Source organism: Rhodococcus sp. RD6.2, from assembly GCF_001040705.1.
Lineage (GTDB): Bacteria > Actinomycetota > Actinomycetes > Mycobacteriales > Mycobacteriaceae > Rhodococcus_G.
The window spans coordinates 274,252-289,563 of record NZ_CVQP01000010.1 but is presented as its reverse complement, the minus strand read 5'-3'; the positions used below and the strand labels follow the sequence as shown (position 1 = coordinate 289,563).

General features: G+C 69.3%; 10 protein-coding genes. 1 reads left to right on the top strand and 9 read right to left on the bottom strand.

Features of this window, described 5'->3' with window-relative positions:
- Positions 1–2: 2 nt before the first annotated feature.
- The 5 genes from eutC to RHCRD62_RS22260 form a co-directional block, all read right to left on the bottom strand.
- Positions 3–788 (bottom strand): ethanolamine ammonia-lyase subunit EutC, encoded by a 786-nt coding sequence (gene eutC / locus RHCRD62_RS22280; RefSeq protein ID WP_050066925.1) that lies wholly within the window; start codon positions 786–788, stop codon positions 3–5.
- 1 nt (position 789) lies between these two features.
- Entirely contained in the window at positions 790–2,202 is a 1,413-nt protein-coding gene (locus tag RHCRD62_RS22275) for an ethanolamine ammonia-lyase subunit EutB (RefSeq protein WP_050066924.1), read from the bottom strand.
- The gene (eat, locus tag RHCRD62_RS22270; RefSeq protein WP_050066923.1) at positions 2,199–3,653 is read right to left on the bottom strand and encodes an ethanolamine permease; all 1,455 of its coding nucleotides are present in this window, start codon (positions 3,651–3,653) and stop codon (positions 2,199–2,201) included. Before eat ends, RHCRD62_RS22275 begins: the two co-directional genes overlap by 4 nt.
- A 161-nt stretch (positions 3,654–3,814) precedes the next feature.
- On the bottom strand, positions 3,815–4,552 hold the full coding sequence (locus RHCRD62_RS22265; RefSeq protein ID WP_050066922.1) for an SDR family oxidoreductase: 738 nt from the start codon (positions 4,550–4,552) through the stop codon (positions 3,815–3,817).
- 2 nt (positions 4,553–4,554) lie between these two features.
- Entirely contained in the window at positions 4,555–6,078 is a 1,524-nt protein-coding gene (locus RHCRD62_RS22260) for a class I adenylate-forming enzyme family protein (RefSeq protein ID WP_050066921.1), read from the bottom strand.
- A gap of 184 nt (positions 6,079–6,262) precedes the next feature.
- On the opposite strand from RHCRD62_RS22260, the gene RHCRD62_RS22255 reads away from it, so the two are divergent.
- Positions 6,263–7,222, top strand: a complete 960-nt coding sequence (locus tag RHCRD62_RS22255) for a hypothetical protein (protein WP_050066920.1) — start codon at positions 6,263–6,265, stop codon at positions 7,220–7,222.
- Here the strand turns inward: RHCRD62_RS22255 and RHCRD62_RS22250 are convergent.
- The 4 genes from RHCRD62_RS22250 to RHCRD62_RS22235 are packed head-to-tail and all read right to left on the bottom strand — an operon-like array spanning position 7,197 to position 15,308.
- A complete protein-coding gene (locus tag RHCRD62_RS22250) occupies positions 7,197–9,317 on the bottom strand; it encodes a molybdopterin-containing oxidoreductase family protein (RefSeq protein WP_050066919.1) in 2,121 nt (706 codons plus the stop codon). The two genes, RHCRD62_RS22255 and RHCRD62_RS22250, sit on opposite strands and share 26 nt — an antisense overlap.
- Positions 9,314–10,942 (bottom strand): FAD-dependent oxidoreductase, encoded by a 1,629-nt coding sequence (locus tag RHCRD62_RS22245; RefSeq protein ID WP_050066918.1) that lies wholly within the window; start codon positions 10,940–10,942, stop codon positions 9,314–9,316. The genes RHCRD62_RS22250 and RHCRD62_RS22245 overlap by 4 nt, the downstream gene beginning before the upstream one ends.
- Entirely contained in the window at positions 10,942–13,179 is a 2,238-nt protein-coding gene (locus RHCRD62_RS22240; RefSeq protein WP_050066917.1) for a molybdopterin-dependent oxidoreductase, read from the bottom strand. Before RHCRD62_RS22240 ends, RHCRD62_RS22245 begins: the two co-directional genes overlap by 1 nt.
- The gene (locus RHCRD62_RS22235; protein WP_050066916.1) at positions 13,176–15,308 is read right to left on the bottom strand and encodes a molybdopterin-containing oxidoreductase family protein; all 2,133 of its coding nucleotides are present in this window, start codon (positions 15,306–15,308) and stop codon (positions 13,176–13,178) included. The genes RHCRD62_RS22240 and RHCRD62_RS22235 overlap by 4 nt, the downstream gene beginning before the upstream one ends.
- Positions 15,309–15,312 lie beyond the last annotated feature (4 nt).

Sequence of the window (15,312 nt, the reverse complement as noted above, 5' to 3'; positions counted from 1 at the left end):
AATTACCCTGTTGTCGAGTCGATCACGCGGGTGGCGTGCCCGTCGCCCGTGATGGCGTCCACGCGGGAGGTGTCCTTGAGATCGACCCCCGAGCGTCCCAGTTGCCGGGCACCGGCAACGAGGCCGGACACCACCCGCGCGGCGACGGTGTACGCGAGCCCGTCGGGTGGGTGGATGTTCGACACACAGTTCCGGTCGGCGTCGGTGCGTCCCGGAGCCGGCCGGTGGGTGAGGTAGACACCCACGCTGTCCGCCACCGACAAACCGGGGCGCTCCCCGATCAGGACCAGCACCGTCCGAACCCCGAGGGCCGCGGCGATGTGATCGCCGAGTGCCACCCGGGCCTGCGTCGCGATCACCGGTGGCGCGATGCTGTAGCGACCGTCGAACTCCGCGACCAGAGCCGACAGCAGCGGCACCCCGTGATCGGTGATCGCGCGCGGCGACAAACCGTCTGCGAGAACGACTCCGATGTCCGCGTTCGTCGCCGGCACCGCCGACAGATCGGCCGGTTCCCGCCCGAGATCCGGGCGGCGCAGATACTCACTGCGGTCCGCCGCCCGGCTCGTGACGACGAGGGGCCGTCCCAGCCCGACGGACTCGACCCGGTCGACCAGCGACCCCGTGTCGAGGGGATCGTGGACGGCGTCGCGCGCGGCGGCATGCGCGGCCCGGAACTCGAGCACCCGCGCCGTCGGCAACGCGTCGCCGGAGCGGCCCAACCCGATCCGCGCCTGCGTCGTGCTCCGCAGTTCGTCCCAGAAACTCTGCACTGCAGGATCGTCCACGTCACTTCACCCCCGTCAGCGCACGCAGCGGCGAGGTCGCCGCATCCACCGGCAGCACGCGGCCGCCCTCGTCCATCAGGCCGAGTCGTTGCAGCCAGTTCTCGAACTCCGGCGCCGGACGCAATCCCAGGACCTGCCGGGCATAGAGGGCGTCGTGAAACGACAGGCTCTGATAGCCGAGCATCACGTCGTCCGCGCCGGGAACCGCGATCACGAACGCGGCGCCCGCCACCCCGAGCAGGGTGAGCAGCGTGTCCATGTCGTCCTGGTCTGCCTCGGCGTGGTTCGTGTAGCAGACGTCGACGCCCATCGGCAGCCCGAGGAGCTTGCCGCAGAAGTGATCCTCGAGCCCTGCGCGGATGATCTGCTTGCCGTCGTAGAGGTATTCCGGCCCGATGAACCCGACCACGGTGTTGACCAGCAGCGGTTCGAGGTCCCGCGCGACGGCGTAGGCGCGGGTCTCCAGGGTCTGCTGGTCGACGGGACGGCCACCTGTGCCGAGGTGTGCACCGGCGCTGAGCGCGGATCCCTGCCCCGTCTCGAGGTACATGACGTTGTCGCCGACGGTACCGCGGCGCAGTGACCGTCCCGCCGCGTTCGCCTCCCGCAGCAGCGCGACGTCCACGCCGAAGGACGAATTGGCGCCCTGGGTGCCGGCGATCGACTGGAACACCAGATCGACAGGAACTCCCTCCTCGATCAGTCCCATCGTCGTCGTCACGTGTGAGAGCACGCACGACTGTGCGGGAATGTCGAAGCGCTGCCGGATCTCGTCGAGCAGGTGCAGCAGGTCCGCCGTCGCATGCGGCGAGTCGGTGGCCGGGTTGATCCCGATCACCGCGTCACCGCAGCCGAGCAGCAGCCCGTCGAGAGTCGCGGCCGCGATGCCGCGAGGGTCGTCGGTCGGATGGTTCGGCTGCAGCCGGGTACCCAGCCGGCCCGGCAGCCCGAGCGTCGTCCGGAACCCGGAGGTCACCTCCACGGCCCGCGCGACCGCGATCAGATCCTGGTTGCGCATGATCTTGCTGACCGCCGCGACCATCTCCGGCGTCAACCCCGGCGCGACCCGGCGCAGCACCTCGGCCGGGTTCGGCCCTGCCGCGGTGGCAAGCAGCCAGTCCCGCAGTCCGCCGACCGTGAGGTGGGAGATCTCCGCGAACGCGACGCGGTCGTGTGTGTCGATGATCAGCCGCGTCACCTCGTCGTTCTCGTACGGAACGAGGAGATCCTCGAGGAAGGTCGCGAGCGGGACCTCGGCGAGCGCCCACTGCGCCGCCGCCCGCTCGGCGTCCGACCCGGCCGCGCACCCGGCGAGTTCGTCGCCGCTCCGCAGCGGCGTTGCCTTGGCCATCAGGTCGACGAGCCCGTGGAAGGTGTGGCCGACTCCGGCCACCTGCTGGGTGTAGGTCGTCATTCCAGTTCTTCTTCCGCTTCCGCGAGGGCCGCGAACTCCTCGTCGGGAGAGTTCGCAACGAGATGATGTCGACTGTAGAGGCCGAAGTAGGCCATGAACGCGGCGAACGCGCCGAGCGTCCAGAAGGCGGCGACCGGATCCACCAGGAACGTCGCGACCACCGCGACAGCCGCAACCACCAGGGCGAACGACGTGGTGACGACACCACCGGGCGTCCGGTAGGGGCGGTGCATACCGGGCTCCCTGCGCCGCAGCACGATGTGGCTGACCATCATGAGGACGTAGCTGACCGCAGCTCCGAACACGGCCATGTTCAGCAGCATCGCACCCTCACCGGTGAGCGAGAGGGCGAAGCCGATGACGCCGGGAACGATCAGGGCGAGGGTCGGTGCCTTCCGCGAATTGGTGATCGACAGGTTCTTCGGCAGGTAGCCCGCACGAGAGAGCGCGAACGTCTGCCGGGAATAGGCGTACATGATCGAGAAGAAGCTGGCGACGAGCCCGGCCAGCCCGATGTAGTTGACGACCTTCGCGGCCGTACCGTCCCCGAGTGCCTCGACGAGCGGGTTCCCGGACGTCGACAGCGCCTCCGCGCCGAGTGCCCCGGTGGCCAGGAAGAGCACCGTCGCGCCCGTGACCAGCAGCACGAGCATGCTGATGATGATTCCGCGCGGAACGTTCTTCTCCGGTTCCCGCGCTTCCTCCGCGGCGAGCGGGACCCTCTCGACGGCCAGGAAGAACCAGATCGCGAACGGGACCGCGGCCCAGATTCCGAACAGACCGAACGGCAGGAATCCCGATGCCCCGACCGCGTCGGTGGGAGCGATGTCCGTGAGATTGCCCGAGTCGAACAGCCCGATCGCGGAGACCGCGAAGACCACCAGCCCGACCAGCGCGATGGCGGTGATGACGAACATCGCCTTGAGCGCCTCGCCCGCACCGGTCAGGTGGACTCCGATGAAGAGGGCGTAGACCGCGAGATACACCCACCACCCGTCGGTGATCCCGAACAGGTTCAGTGACTCGACGTAGCCGCCGATGAAGGTCGCGATCGCCGCGGGCGCGATGGAATACTCGATGAGAATCGCTGTGCCGGTGGCGAATCCACCCCACGGACCGAGCGCACGACGCGCGAACGTGTAGCCACCTCCCGCGGCAGGCAACGCGGACGACAGCTCGGCCATACCGAGCACCATCGCGAGGTACATGCCGGCGATGACGACGGCGGCGATGAGCAGCCCGCCGAACCCACCCTCCGCGAGACCGTTGTTCCAGCCCGCGTAGTCGCCGGAGATGACGTAGCTGATACCCAGCCCGGCGAGGAGCAACCAGCCCGCGGACCCCTTGCGCAGTGTCCGCTTCTCGAGGTAGGCGCGGTCCTCGTCGTGGAAGTCGGCGCCGTCGTGGTGCGCGGCGGTGTCCGAGTTCTGTGGGATCTCCTTCAGTGACATGCCACCACCCGTTCGTGTGTCGATCGAAGGCGCGAACGCCTCCGTTGTGATGCACGACACTATGGAGTTTGGCGTTGCAACTACGTTGCGAACGGGGTCCGCCCTACCCGGACGGACAGGGTGTGCGCAGGCCTTGGCCTGCGCAGAAGCACTCGTCCGGCCTAGACGGGACCACCGAGCCAGACTCCGACCTCTTCGCCGGAGACGTGGCGACCGTCCTCGCTGACGAGGAACGACACCGTCGACGCGATGGACTCTGCCGGGATCCTCGGCCAGTGGGCGGCAAGGTTCTCCACCGCGTTCTCCCCACCGGAAGCGATGATGTCCGTCTCCACGAAGCCAGGCATCACCGTGTTGACGGTGATGCCCCGGCGCGCGACCTCCACTGCCAGCGACCGGGTCATGCCGACGAGCCCCGCCTTCGCGGCGGCGTATGCGCTCATGCCCGGGGACGGGCGTCGCCCGCCGGACGGGCTGTTGACGAAGACGACACGACCCCAGGACTTTTCGTACATCGTAGGAAGTACCGCATGGGTGCAGTAGAAGGCGCCGCTGAGGTTGACGCCGATCACCCGGTCCCAGTCGGACGGCGACTGCTTGCGCGCCGATCCCGCGATGTTCATTCCGGCGTTGTTCACCAACACGGTCGGCGCGCCGAGCTCGGCCGTGGTCACGGCGATCAACTGCTCGGCCTGCTCCGCGTCGGACACGTCCGCGCAGATCGCGGCCGCGCGGCCGCCGCCCGCGACGATCTTGTCCACCACGTCCTGGGCGTCCGCCGCACTGGACGAGTAGTTCACCGCGACCGCGAACCCGTCGGCCGCGAGCCGCCGCGAGATGGCCGCACCGATACCGCGTCCGCCCCCGGTCACCACTGCCACCCGCTGCTGCTGTGTCATGGTCATCGCACCTTCGGGTAGGTCTGCGGGACATCGGAATACGCCTCCCGCAGATCACGCTTGGAGATCTTGCCGCTGGCCATCCGGGGCAGGCCGTCGTCCACGAACACCACGTAGCGGGGCACCTTGTAGTCGGCCAGATTCTGATTGCAGTGCTCGACGACGTCGAGTTCGGTGAGCCCTTCGACCTTCTTCACGATCGCGGCGGGGGTCTCGCCGAACTTCTCGTCGGGCACGCTGATCACCGCGACCTCCTCCACACCGGGCAGCCGGTTGATCACCTGCTCGATCTCCGCAGGCGAGATGTTGAGGCCGCCGGAGATGATCATGTCCTTGAGTCGGTCGACGAACGTGAGGTACCCGTTCTCGTCGAGCTTTCCGAGATCTCCGGTGTGCAGCCAGCCGTCGATCAGCGCCGACCGGGTGGCGTCCTCGTTGCGCCAGTATCCCGGCATCATGCCCGGGCCTCGGAGCAGAATCTGCCCCACTTCGTCCGGGGCGCAGTCGTTCCCGTCGGCGTCGACGACGCGGATCTTGGTGAAGATGCCGCCGAACCCGCATTTGTCGGGGTGCTGGGCCGCCTCGTTCCGGGGCATCGCGGAGGCCGATCCGCCGATCTCGGTCTGCCCGTAGATCTGCCGCAGCTGGACGCCGCGGGCGAGCCAAGTGCCGACGAGCGCGGACGGCACGCGGGCGCCCCCGACATGGGCGGTGGTGAGGTGGCTCAGGTCCGCGTCGTCGAAACCAGGCACCCGCGAAATCTGCTCGAACAGGATCGGCGGTCCGGTCAGGGTGGTGGCCCGGCTGCCGGTCATCACCCGCAGGGCGGCCTCGGGGTCGAAGCCAGGTTGCAGGAGCAGGGTGCCGCCGTGCAGCACGGTGCGGGAGATGCCCCAGATGATCCCGGCGGCCGTGAACAGCGGCAGCACCAGCAGCGGACGCAGACCGTTCTGCTCGATCGGCTCCATCAGCGACCACTCGTGCATCTCACCCGCGATCGTCGCGTGCGTGAAGACGACGCCCTTCGGCTTGCCGGTGGTGCCGCTGGTGAACACGATGGCGGTCGGATCGGACTGCTCCGTCACCGGTGTGCGGAAGTGCGAGTGCGCCGCTCCGCGCAGCGGACGAACGTCCGCCTCGAACTCCGCGATCTCGAACGTGCTGCGCTCGGCGTGCACCTCGTCGAGTCGCGGGCGCAGCGCCGCGTCGCAGTACACGACGGTGGGTTCGCAGTCGTCGACCAGCACGGTCAGCTCACCGGCCAGCATCCGCTGGTTGAACGGTGCCGAGATCGCGCCGACCTTCATCGCGCCGAGCGCCGCGACGCACCACTCCAGGGAGTTGGTGCCGAGGTAGCTGACGCGATCCCCGGCCGACACCCCTCGCGCCGCGAGGTCGTCGGCGACGCCGTCCGCCCAGGTGTCGAGTTCGCGGTAGGTCACGACATCGCCGGCGAAGTCGATCGCCGGCTGGTCGGGGACGGTTCGCGCCCAGTAGGTCAGTGCGTCGATCACGGTTCCGCTCATGGAAGGCCTCCCGAGGAGTCGTCGCGGCCGGATTCTCGTCGACCGCCGCAGCGCAGGACAGGGGTGCGCGGCACCCGTCGGGTGTCCCACGTCACATCCGTAAACCTAATGGTATTTGGTTCTCTGCACAAGGGCGACTTCGCGATGCCGGGCCTGCGGGCCGAGAGTTTGTACGCTGCATCTCATGTCGAACACATTCCTGACGGCGATGGGCGCGAAGTTGTCGATGCCGGAACGCAGCACGATCGCTGCGCACCCGGCGGGTTGGCTCGTCCGGTCACCGGGCGGAGTGGACGTGTTCGACGCGATGTTCGACCGGGTGCTCTACACCGCGAGGTTCGACGGCTGCGGCACGTCGACGGTGTCGGACACCCTCGACTACGCCGCGGTCACTCTTCAGGATCGGGCGCAGCTGCGTGGACGCGACGGCACGCTGGTCTGGGAGCACGTGCACGGCGGCTGGCCGCAGTGGGGAACGGGCTCCGCGTACTGGGATTCGGAGACGGAGACCTTCGCGTTCACGGAACCGGGCGACGACAGCGACCACTGGCGCCTCGTCCGCAACGGTAGAACGGAGGCGTTCGTCGAACTCACCGACCTGACCGCGGGAGGGTCGCACGTCTCGCGCAGCGCGAGCGGTCATCTCGGGCTCTCGATGGGCGCCGGGCAGGACGGTTGTGCGGTCTACTGGGTCGACCCGACGAAGCTCGGCGAAGGGCGTGATCCGATCGTGTACGACGAGGAGATCCTTGTCGATGTCGTCGGGCAGGAGTCGGTGGTGACACTGACGCACGAGACGGACGTCCTGCGGGTGCGGTCGACCGTGGACACGGACTCGTTCGTGTCGGCGCGCTCGGACGAGATCGGCCCTGGGCTCGACGAGGGCGTGCCGTTTCACTGGGTCGTCGCCGTCGGGGATCGCCTCGTGGTGTGTGCCGGCGACGACGAGGAGCGGATCTTCGCCGCCGCGGCAGATCTCGATTCCTGGATCGAACTCGACCGCCCCACCGGATTGGATGAGGGAACCGCCCTCGCGAGTGGGCCGGGCGGCCTGTGCGCCGGCTACGACTGGTCCTCGGGAGTGGTGCGGCTGTGGCAGGTGTCCGAATCCTCCCCACTCACCGCCGGAGCACGTCCACGTTGATCCCGGTGAGCTGCGACTGGTTGCTCAGCGGGTCGTAACCCTCCGCACCGGTGGGGGCGAGCCGATTGACGTTCACGCCGGGGTGACGCCGAGCCACGTCGAGCCCCCGAGCGGTGCCCTGTCCCCAGCCGTGCGTCATCGCCACGACGCCCGAACGCAGGGCGGGGTCGTACGCCAGCACCGCGTCGACCTCCCCGTGCCGGCTGCGAACAGCGACGTCGTCGCCCTCGACCAGGCCCCGACCTCGCGCATCGTCCGGATTCATCCACAGCGGATTACCCTGGTGGACACCCTGTTTGAGCACCGGAATGTTGTGCAACCAGCTGTTGACCATGTAGTTGGTCCGGCGCGTGATCAGCTTGAGTTGGTCCGCGGGTTCCGCGGCCAGTTCCCCGAAGATACTCTCGACCGTCGCGTACGAGCGCCGGAAGAGCGCGGGGCAGCAGTCGATCAGACCGTCCTCGTGCTGCACCGCGATGTCGAAGACGTCGGACGGAACGGCCTCCGGTAGTACCGCCGTCTGGCACGACATCCCCTTCAGCCGGTCGATCGTCAGGCCCGATTCTCGCAGCACCGAGTCCACAGCCGCGAGCGGATTCGGTTCCGGGTCGTCGAGCAGTCCGGGGACCCCCATCTCCTGCTGGATGCGCGACAGGATCCACCAGTCGTCGCGCCGCTCGCCTCGCGCCGGAACCACCGCGGGCGTGTACTGCACGTAGGGTTCCATCGCGACACCCATCGTGTTCAGGAAGTTCACGTCCTCCCGTTCGAGCCAATCCGTCGCAGGCAGAACGTAGTCCGCGATCTCCCCTGTGACCGTGCGGTAGAGGTCGACCGTGACGATCAGGTCCAGCGACTGCATGGCCCGACGCAGACGGTCGTCCCCACCGACCGACAGCAGCGGGTTCCCGGACACCACGATCAGCGCGCGGATCGGGTCGTCGGCGTTCTCGATGAAATCCGGGAGCAGGGCCGCGGGCAGGTCGCCGCCCACTGTTCGCATCTCCCCGAACGGGCCCTCGAAGAACGGGTCCTCCCGCTTGCGCTTCGAGTGTTGCACCGTGTCCGCGACACCACGGGAGTAGATGTTGCCGCCACGCCTGCCGAGATTGCCGGAGAACAGGCTCACCATCGTCAGCATCCAGTACGCCAGGGCGCCCTGGCGGCCCTGGTTCACGCCGGTGGCCATGTAGATGCTCGCACTCGGCGCCGCGCAGAACTCGTCCGCGACCCGCCGGATCGCTGCCGCCGGGACACCGACGACGGACGCGACCCGGTCGACGGGATACTGCCGGACGAAGTCGAGCAGCTCGTCGACCCGTCGCGCACGGCGTTCCACCGCGGCCCGGTCGAATCCGATCCGGAAGACGATCTCGTGCAGGAGCCCGGCGAGGAAGTAGAAGTCGGTGTCCGGCTTGACCATCAGCACGTCGCCGGTCTCCGGTGAGGACGACTCGATGCGGCGCGGATTGACGAACAGCACCGTGCCGCCGCGTCGGTTGATCGCGCGGATCTTCGCCATCGGATCCGAGATGTGGATCAGGGTCATGTGCGAGACCTGAGGGTTGCTGCCGAGGCACAGGAAGTAGTCGGTGTGCAGCAGATCCGGGATCGGATGTGCCATCGATGCGCCGTATATCGCCTCGCTGGCAGCATATTTGGCGGACGTGTCCTGAGTTCCGGCACTGAAACGCATCCGGGTGTCGAATCCGCGGGCGATGGTGGCGGCATTCGCGTAGTAGGCGCCGTTGAACGCCGACGGGTTTCCCTGATAGACCGCGAGTGCGTTCCGCCCGTGCCGCCTGCGGATGTCCGCGAGGCGCGCCGCGATGTCCCGGGCGGCATCGTCCCAGCCGACCGGCTCGAAGACACCACCGTCCTCGGTGCGCGGATTCATCCGCTTCAGCGGTCGGTCCAGCCGGTCCGGATCGCGGTGGACCTGCAGGTAGTGCACGCCCTTGTGACAGGAGAAGCCCTTGTGCACCGGATGATCCGCGTCCGGTCGCAGCCGGACAATCTCGCCGCCGTCGACCTCCGCGAGCAGGCCGCACCCCGGCTCGCAGATGCGGCAGAAGGTGTGGACAGTGCGTGTCATCGGGACCCTCGGGCGGCGGTCGCGACGGCCACTGCGGTGTCTGCGTCCACGATCTTGATGCGGGGACGGCCCGCCTCCCGGCCGCGCTCCCGCTCGTGGCGGTCTATCGCCCGCCAGTCCGCACCACTGAGCGAATCGGGACGGCGGGTGCGGACGAGCGCCGTCAGGTCGGCCGCCGTCGACGCCGGTGCGGCGAGAAGCCCACCGCGGTGATCGGCGAGCAGCGACTCGACCGTCTCCGCCGCGCAGTGGCGGTTGGTGCCGATCACCCCGGTCGCACCGCGTTTGATCCACCCCGCCACATACTGGCCGGGCACGGCCCGGGCGGTCTCCGGCACCGTGACACGGCCCGCGACATTGGCGACGGTTCCCGAGGACTCGTCGAAGGGGAGCCCGGCGACGGGCAGCCCGCGGTAGCCGACCGCCCGCAGGATCAGGCCGCACTCGATGCGGCCCGCGGTATCCCCGTCGGCGACCAAGAGCGCTTCGGTGCGGCCCTCTCCCAGCACCTCTCGAGGGGTGGTACCGAAACGCAGGACGATGCGCTTGTTCCCCGGGGTCGGCTCCCGCCGCGAGTACTCCGCCAGGATCCTCAGCTTGGTCGGAGCGTCCGGGCCCGCCGTCACGGGGCCGTCGACGAGGACGTCGATCCCCGGCAGCGACCCGAGCGCGAGCAGTTCGGGGGTGGTGCACGCCGCGTGTTCGGGACCGCGGCGGCCGAGCACCACCACCTCCTCGATCCGGCTGTCCGCCAGCGCGGACAGGGCGTGATCGGCGATGTCGGTACGGTGCAGCGTCGACATGTCGGAGACCAGGATGCGGGCGACGTCGAGTGCGACGTTGCCGTTGCCGACAACGACGGCACGCGAAGCGCCGAGGTCGAACGTGCGCTCCGCGTGGTCGGGATGGCCGTTGTACCAGGCCACGAACTCGCGGGCAGCGTGACTGCCCGGCAGGTCCTCGCCGGGAACACCGAGTCGGCGGTCCCCCGACGCACCGGACGCGTGGATCACCGCATGGTGGTGTGACAGCACCTCGTCGACGGTCACGTCCCGTCCGACCTCGACACCGAGGTGGAATGTGAAGCCGTCACGCCGCGCCGTGCGGTCGAACACGCGGTCCACCGTCTTCGTGTGCCAGTGATCCGGCGCGACGCCGAATCGCACCAGTCCCCCTGCAACAATGAGCTTCTCGAACATGGTCACCTCGGCAGCGATGTCGCGGCGGGCGAGCAGTTCCTCCGCGGCGTAGAACGCGGAAGGGCCGGACCCGACGATCGCCACCCGCAGCACCGGGGGCTCGGCCACACCGACGGTGGCGATGGCGAGCGGAAGCGGCTGGACGTGGGCGCCGGGCGACGTGGTGCGCGGATTCCGTTGGAAGTATTCGGCATTGATGTCGCGGTAGCGATCGATGTCCGGAACAACCGCGTCGCCAGGGACGATCGCGTCAACCGGGCAGACGTCGGAGCAGGCCCCACAGTCGATGCAGGATCCCGGGTCGATGTACAGCATCTCGGTGCGTTTGTACTCGCGCTCGGCGGGAGTCGGGTGGATGCAGTCGACCGGGCACACGGCGACACAGGTCGCGTCGTTGCAGCAGTTCTGGGTGACGACGTACGCCATCAGGGATGCTCCTCGTTTGTGCGCGTCAAGGTGACCGGGACGCCGTTGAAGATCGGGGACGCCGTGAGCGCCTCGAGGTCGGTGGTGTCGTCCACCAAGGCGTTGTAGTTGCTGCCGGGGGCCGACGCGGACCGCGAGGTGCGAAGTCCCGGCCCATCGTGACCCCACCCGTGCGGCATGCTCGCCACGCCGGGACGCAGTGCGTCGTCGATCCTCAGCTCCGCGGTCACGGTGGTCACGCGGGATGTCACGTTCACGCGGTCGCCGTCGACGAGGCCGCGTTCGGCAGCATCCTCGCGGCTCATCAGCAGGGCGCACTGGCCGGCGTCGGGCTGGGGCAGCGCGTTGTGCAGCCACGAGTTCATGCCGCGGCGCTGGCGCCGGTTGATCAGCTGCAGCTCCGGGACGGGTCGAGGCAGGCTCGCGCGCAGCCTCGGCAGATCCGCCACGATCAGTTCGGGCATCAGGTCGATCCGACCGTCCGGGGTGCGCAGCACCTCCGGGAGTCGCGGCATCAGCGGTCCGTAGTCGATGCCGTCCGGGTGGTCCTCGAGCACCGCGAGGGTCAGTCCGCCCGGGTCGAGGCCGAAGCGATCACCGTAGGGTCCGCTGCGCAGCCGTAGATCGAGCAGCCGCAGCGGTCCACGTCGATCGGCGGTCGCCGCAGCGGCCCGTTCCGGTGTGCAGCCCACGAGCTTCGCGGCACGCCTCGCCGCGACGGCGGCCACCTCGTCGTCCAGCTCCTCGACCGGGCGGTCCGGCGTTCCCGTCGCGATCGCGGCCAACCGCAGCAGGATCTGCCATTCCGCCATCTCGCCGTCGGCGAGCGCGAGCAGCGGCGGTGTGTAGCGCGCGACGTTCCGGATCTGGAAGTGCGACAGGGTCACATCGTGGTGGCCACGCGTCGTCACCGGAGGCGGGGGCAGGATCACGTCCGCGTGCCGGGTGGTCTCGTTGAGGTAGCAGTCCACCGACACCATGAACTCGAGAGCACCGAGGGCATCCTCGACCGCCCCGCTGTTGGGCAACGACCGGGCGGGGTTGCCGGCGAGGGTGATCAGTGCCCGCGTCCGTCCCGGACCGGGCGTGAGGATCTCCTCGGCGAAGCACACGGCGGGCAGTTCCCCCATCGCCTCCGGGAAGCCGCGGACTCGGGAGCGCCACCGGTCGAACATCAGCTTCGGGGGCTTCGTCACCGGCCAGGTGTTCTGACCTCCGCCGGCCGGCATCGAGAACATCGCGCCACCTGGGCGGTCCAGGTTGCCGGTGACGACGGTCAGCACCTCGACGAGCCAGTTCGCGAGAGTGCCGAACTCCTGCATGCAGGTGCCGATCCGAGAATGCGCCACCGCCGACGGCGCCGCCGCGAAGCCACGGGCCACCGCCCGGATCAGGTCGGCGTCGATCCCGCAGGCGTCGGCCACCGACTCGGGATCGAACTCCGCCGCCATCGCGAGCGCCGCGTCCATGCCGTCCACCACGTCCGGCACCCGATCGGGTCGCGCCGAACCCTCGGCCGCGATCACGGACAGCACGCCGAGCAGGAACAGCGCGTCGGTGCCCGGTCGGATCGGCACGTGTAGGTCTGCGACCTCGGCGGTGCGGGTACGCACCGGGTCGACCACGACGAGGGTGCCACCTCGCTCCCGCAGCGCCTCCAACCGGTGGTGCATGCCCGGAGCGGTGACGGTGCTGCCGTTGGAGACCATCGGATTCGAGCCGAGGATCAGCAGGTAGTCGGTGCGGTCGAGGTCCGGCAGGCTCATTCCCAGCCCGGTGCCATACAGCAGCATGTGCGCGAGATTCTTCGGCCAGGTGTCGACACTGGCCGGCGAGTAGATGTTCCGGGTGCCGACGGCACCGATCAGCTCACCCAGGTAGAAGGTCGCATCCAGGTGGTGTGCCGCCGGATTACCGTGGTAGATCGCGCAACTGCCCGGATCACCGGTGACGAACTCCGGCAGCCTGCGTTCGATCTCGGCGAACGCCTCGTCCCAGGTGGCCTCCCGGAACCCGCCGTCCGCGGTGCGCAGCAGCGGTGATCGGATCCGGTCCGGGTCCCCCTCGATGCGGCCGAGCCCGAGGCCCTTCGCGCAACTGTGCCCGGCGCTCATCACGTCGTCGGGGTTCGGCGCGACCCGGACGATGGTGCGACCGTCGAGTTCGACGAGCAGCCCGCAGGTCGACTCGCACAGGGGGCAGATCCGGTGACCGACAGTCGGCTCCCTGGTGGTCATCGCGACTCCTCCTCGGGTGCGGCCGGCCCGACCGTCACGGGAACGGCGGTCATCGTCGGCATTGCGTTGATCGTCTGGACACCGTCACGGGTTCCGGTGAGCGCGTTGACATTCACTCCGACGTCGTCGCCGGGGTCGACACTGCCGAAGCAGTGCGTCATCGACACGGTTCCCCGCGCGAGGGTGGGATCGGCCTTCGCTGTCGCGCGAAGCCGTCCGGATGCCGAGTGCACGGTCACCTGCTGCCCGTCGGCGACACCCAGAGCGGCGAGGTCGTCGGGGTGCATGCTCGCGGGATTGGTTCCACCCCGAACGAGTCCGGGAACGCGGGTTCCCGTGGAGTTCACGGCCTCGCGGATCCGACGAACCGTGAGGAGCATCGGAAACCTCTGCGTGACTGTGACTTCCGTCAGCGCGGCACCCAGTTCGGCACGCACGTCGTCGGGCATCGTCACCAGACGATGCCCGGCGGCGCCGGGGTCGGGCGGGCCGACCAGGGCGCCGCTGTCCCCGGCGAGCTGCCCGTGGCGGGCGGTCACCAGGTCGGCGAACGGCACGCGTCCTCGTTCGGCCGTCATCGCCAGCAACTGCTCGGAGGTCGGCGGCGCGGCGGGATCGAGAATGCGGCCGGCGAACTTGACCGGCTGCCCGGACGCGGCAGCGAGGTCGAGGAAGAACCGCCAGTCGTCGACCACACCGGGCGGCGGCGTCACGACCGGAGGCGTGAACTGCGCGAACCGGCGCGGAAAGAAGGGTTCCATGATGGCGGTGTGGTCGGCGCGTTCGTACATGACGGTCGGGGCGATCACGTAGTCGGCGAGTCGCGCGGTGTCGGACATGCGTGGGTCGACGCACACCAGCAGGTCCAGGGATCGCAACGCGCGCAGCGCCTTCGCGCGATCCGGCAGCGCCGCGGCGGGATTGCCGCCGGAGACGACGAGCGCCCGGATCCGGTCGGGTCCGGGGTCGAGGATCTCGTCGGCGAGGATGCCGGACGGCAGTTCACCGCGGATCGCCCGCACCCCACCGATGCGGCTGCGGTAGCCGTGCTCGTAGGACCGGGACGGCGGCGCGACCTCCGCGCGGGCAGGCACGTACCGGGTCAGGACGGCGCGGTCGTCGGCCCGCTCCCCCTCCCGCAGGTACCTCCCGCACACCACGTTCAGGGCGGCGACGAGATGCTCCGCGAGATTCGAGTGGGGCCCCATGCACAGGCCGGTTCCACTGGTCGCCATGCCTCGACGACCTCCGGCGAACACCCGCGCCGCGTGTCGCAGCAGGTCGGCGGACACACCGCAGACACGCTGTACGACAGCGGGAGTCACGACGGAGACCGCGTCCACGAGCAGGTCCAGATCGGCGGTGTACCGGCGACAGAACTCATCGTCGTGGAGTCCCTCGGTGAGGACCACGTGGAGCAGGCCCGCGAACAACACCGCGTCCGTTCCCGGCCGCGGAGCCAGGTGCACGTCGGCCAGGGCGGCGGTCTCGGTGCGCCGCGGATCGACGACGATCAGCTGCAGACCCCGCTCGCGTGCCGCGCGCAGCGTGACGGACGGGTTCTGGACCACCGCGCCGTCCCCGTCACCGCCGTTGCCGGAGACGACCGGGTTGGTACCGGCGAGCAGCCACACGTCGGCGTCCTCGAACCGTTGCCTGCCCCCGAGGTAGGTGCCCATTCGCTCGGCGACAACCCATTTCGCGGACTGGTCGATGGTCATGGTGGAGAACAGCTTGTGCGAACCGGTGCCCTTGAACCAGGCCCGGACCATCGGCGGAGTGAGGGCGGCGAAGTTCTGCTGGGTCCCCATGAACAGCGCCACCGCATCCGGTCCGTGACGGTCGACGACGGTGCGCAGGCGAGCCGCGATCTCGGTGACGGCCCGCGACACCGGTACCGGCTCGTGTGATCCGTCGGGCGTGCGCCGCATCGACGTGGTGAGCCGGTCCGGTCCGTGGACGAGGTCGCCGCCGCGGCGCCCCTTCGGGCAGGTGTAGCCGCCGGAGATTGGATGGTGGGCGTCGCCGAGCACCCGCGCGATCCGCCCGTCCTCGACGTCGAGGAGGACGCCGCACGAGGACGCGCACAGTCTGCAGTACGACGTCCGGCGGGACGTGGCGGATCGCACGGCG

Excerpts from the sequence above, each read along its gene's own strand:
- RHCRD62_RS22275 (WP_050066924.1), bottom strand. The coding sequence starts at position 2,202 with ATGACGACCTACACCCAGCAGGTGGCCGGAGTCGGCCACACCTTCCAC.
- eat (WP_050066923.1), bottom strand. The coding sequence starts at position 3,653 with ATGTCACTGAAGGAGATCCCACAGAACTCGGACACCGCCGCGCACCAC.
- RHCRD62_RS22265 (WP_050066922.1), bottom strand. The coding sequence starts at position 4,552 with ATGACACAGCAGCAGCGGGTGGCAGTGGTGACCGGGGGCGGACGCGGT.
- RHCRD62_RS22260 (WP_050066921.1), bottom strand. The coding sequence starts at position 6,078 with ATGAGCGGAACCGTGATCGACGCACTGACCTACTGGGCGCGAACCGTC.
- RHCRD62_RS22255 (WP_050066920.1), top strand. The coding sequence starts at position 6,263 with ATGTCGAACACATTCCTGACGGCGATGGGCGCGAAGTTGTCGATGCCG.
- RHCRD62_RS22250 (WP_050066919.1), bottom strand. The coding sequence starts at position 9,317 with ATGACACGCACTGTCCACACCTTCTGCCGCATCTGCGAGCCGGGGTGC.
- RHCRD62_RS22245 (WP_050066918.1), bottom strand. The coding sequence starts at position 10,942 with ATGGCGTACGTCGTCACCCAGAACTGCTGCAACGACGCGACCTGTGTC.
- RHCRD62_RS22240 (WP_050066917.1), bottom strand. The coding sequence starts at position 13,179 with ATGACCACCAGGGAGCCGACTGTCGGTCACCGGATCTGCCCCCTGTGC.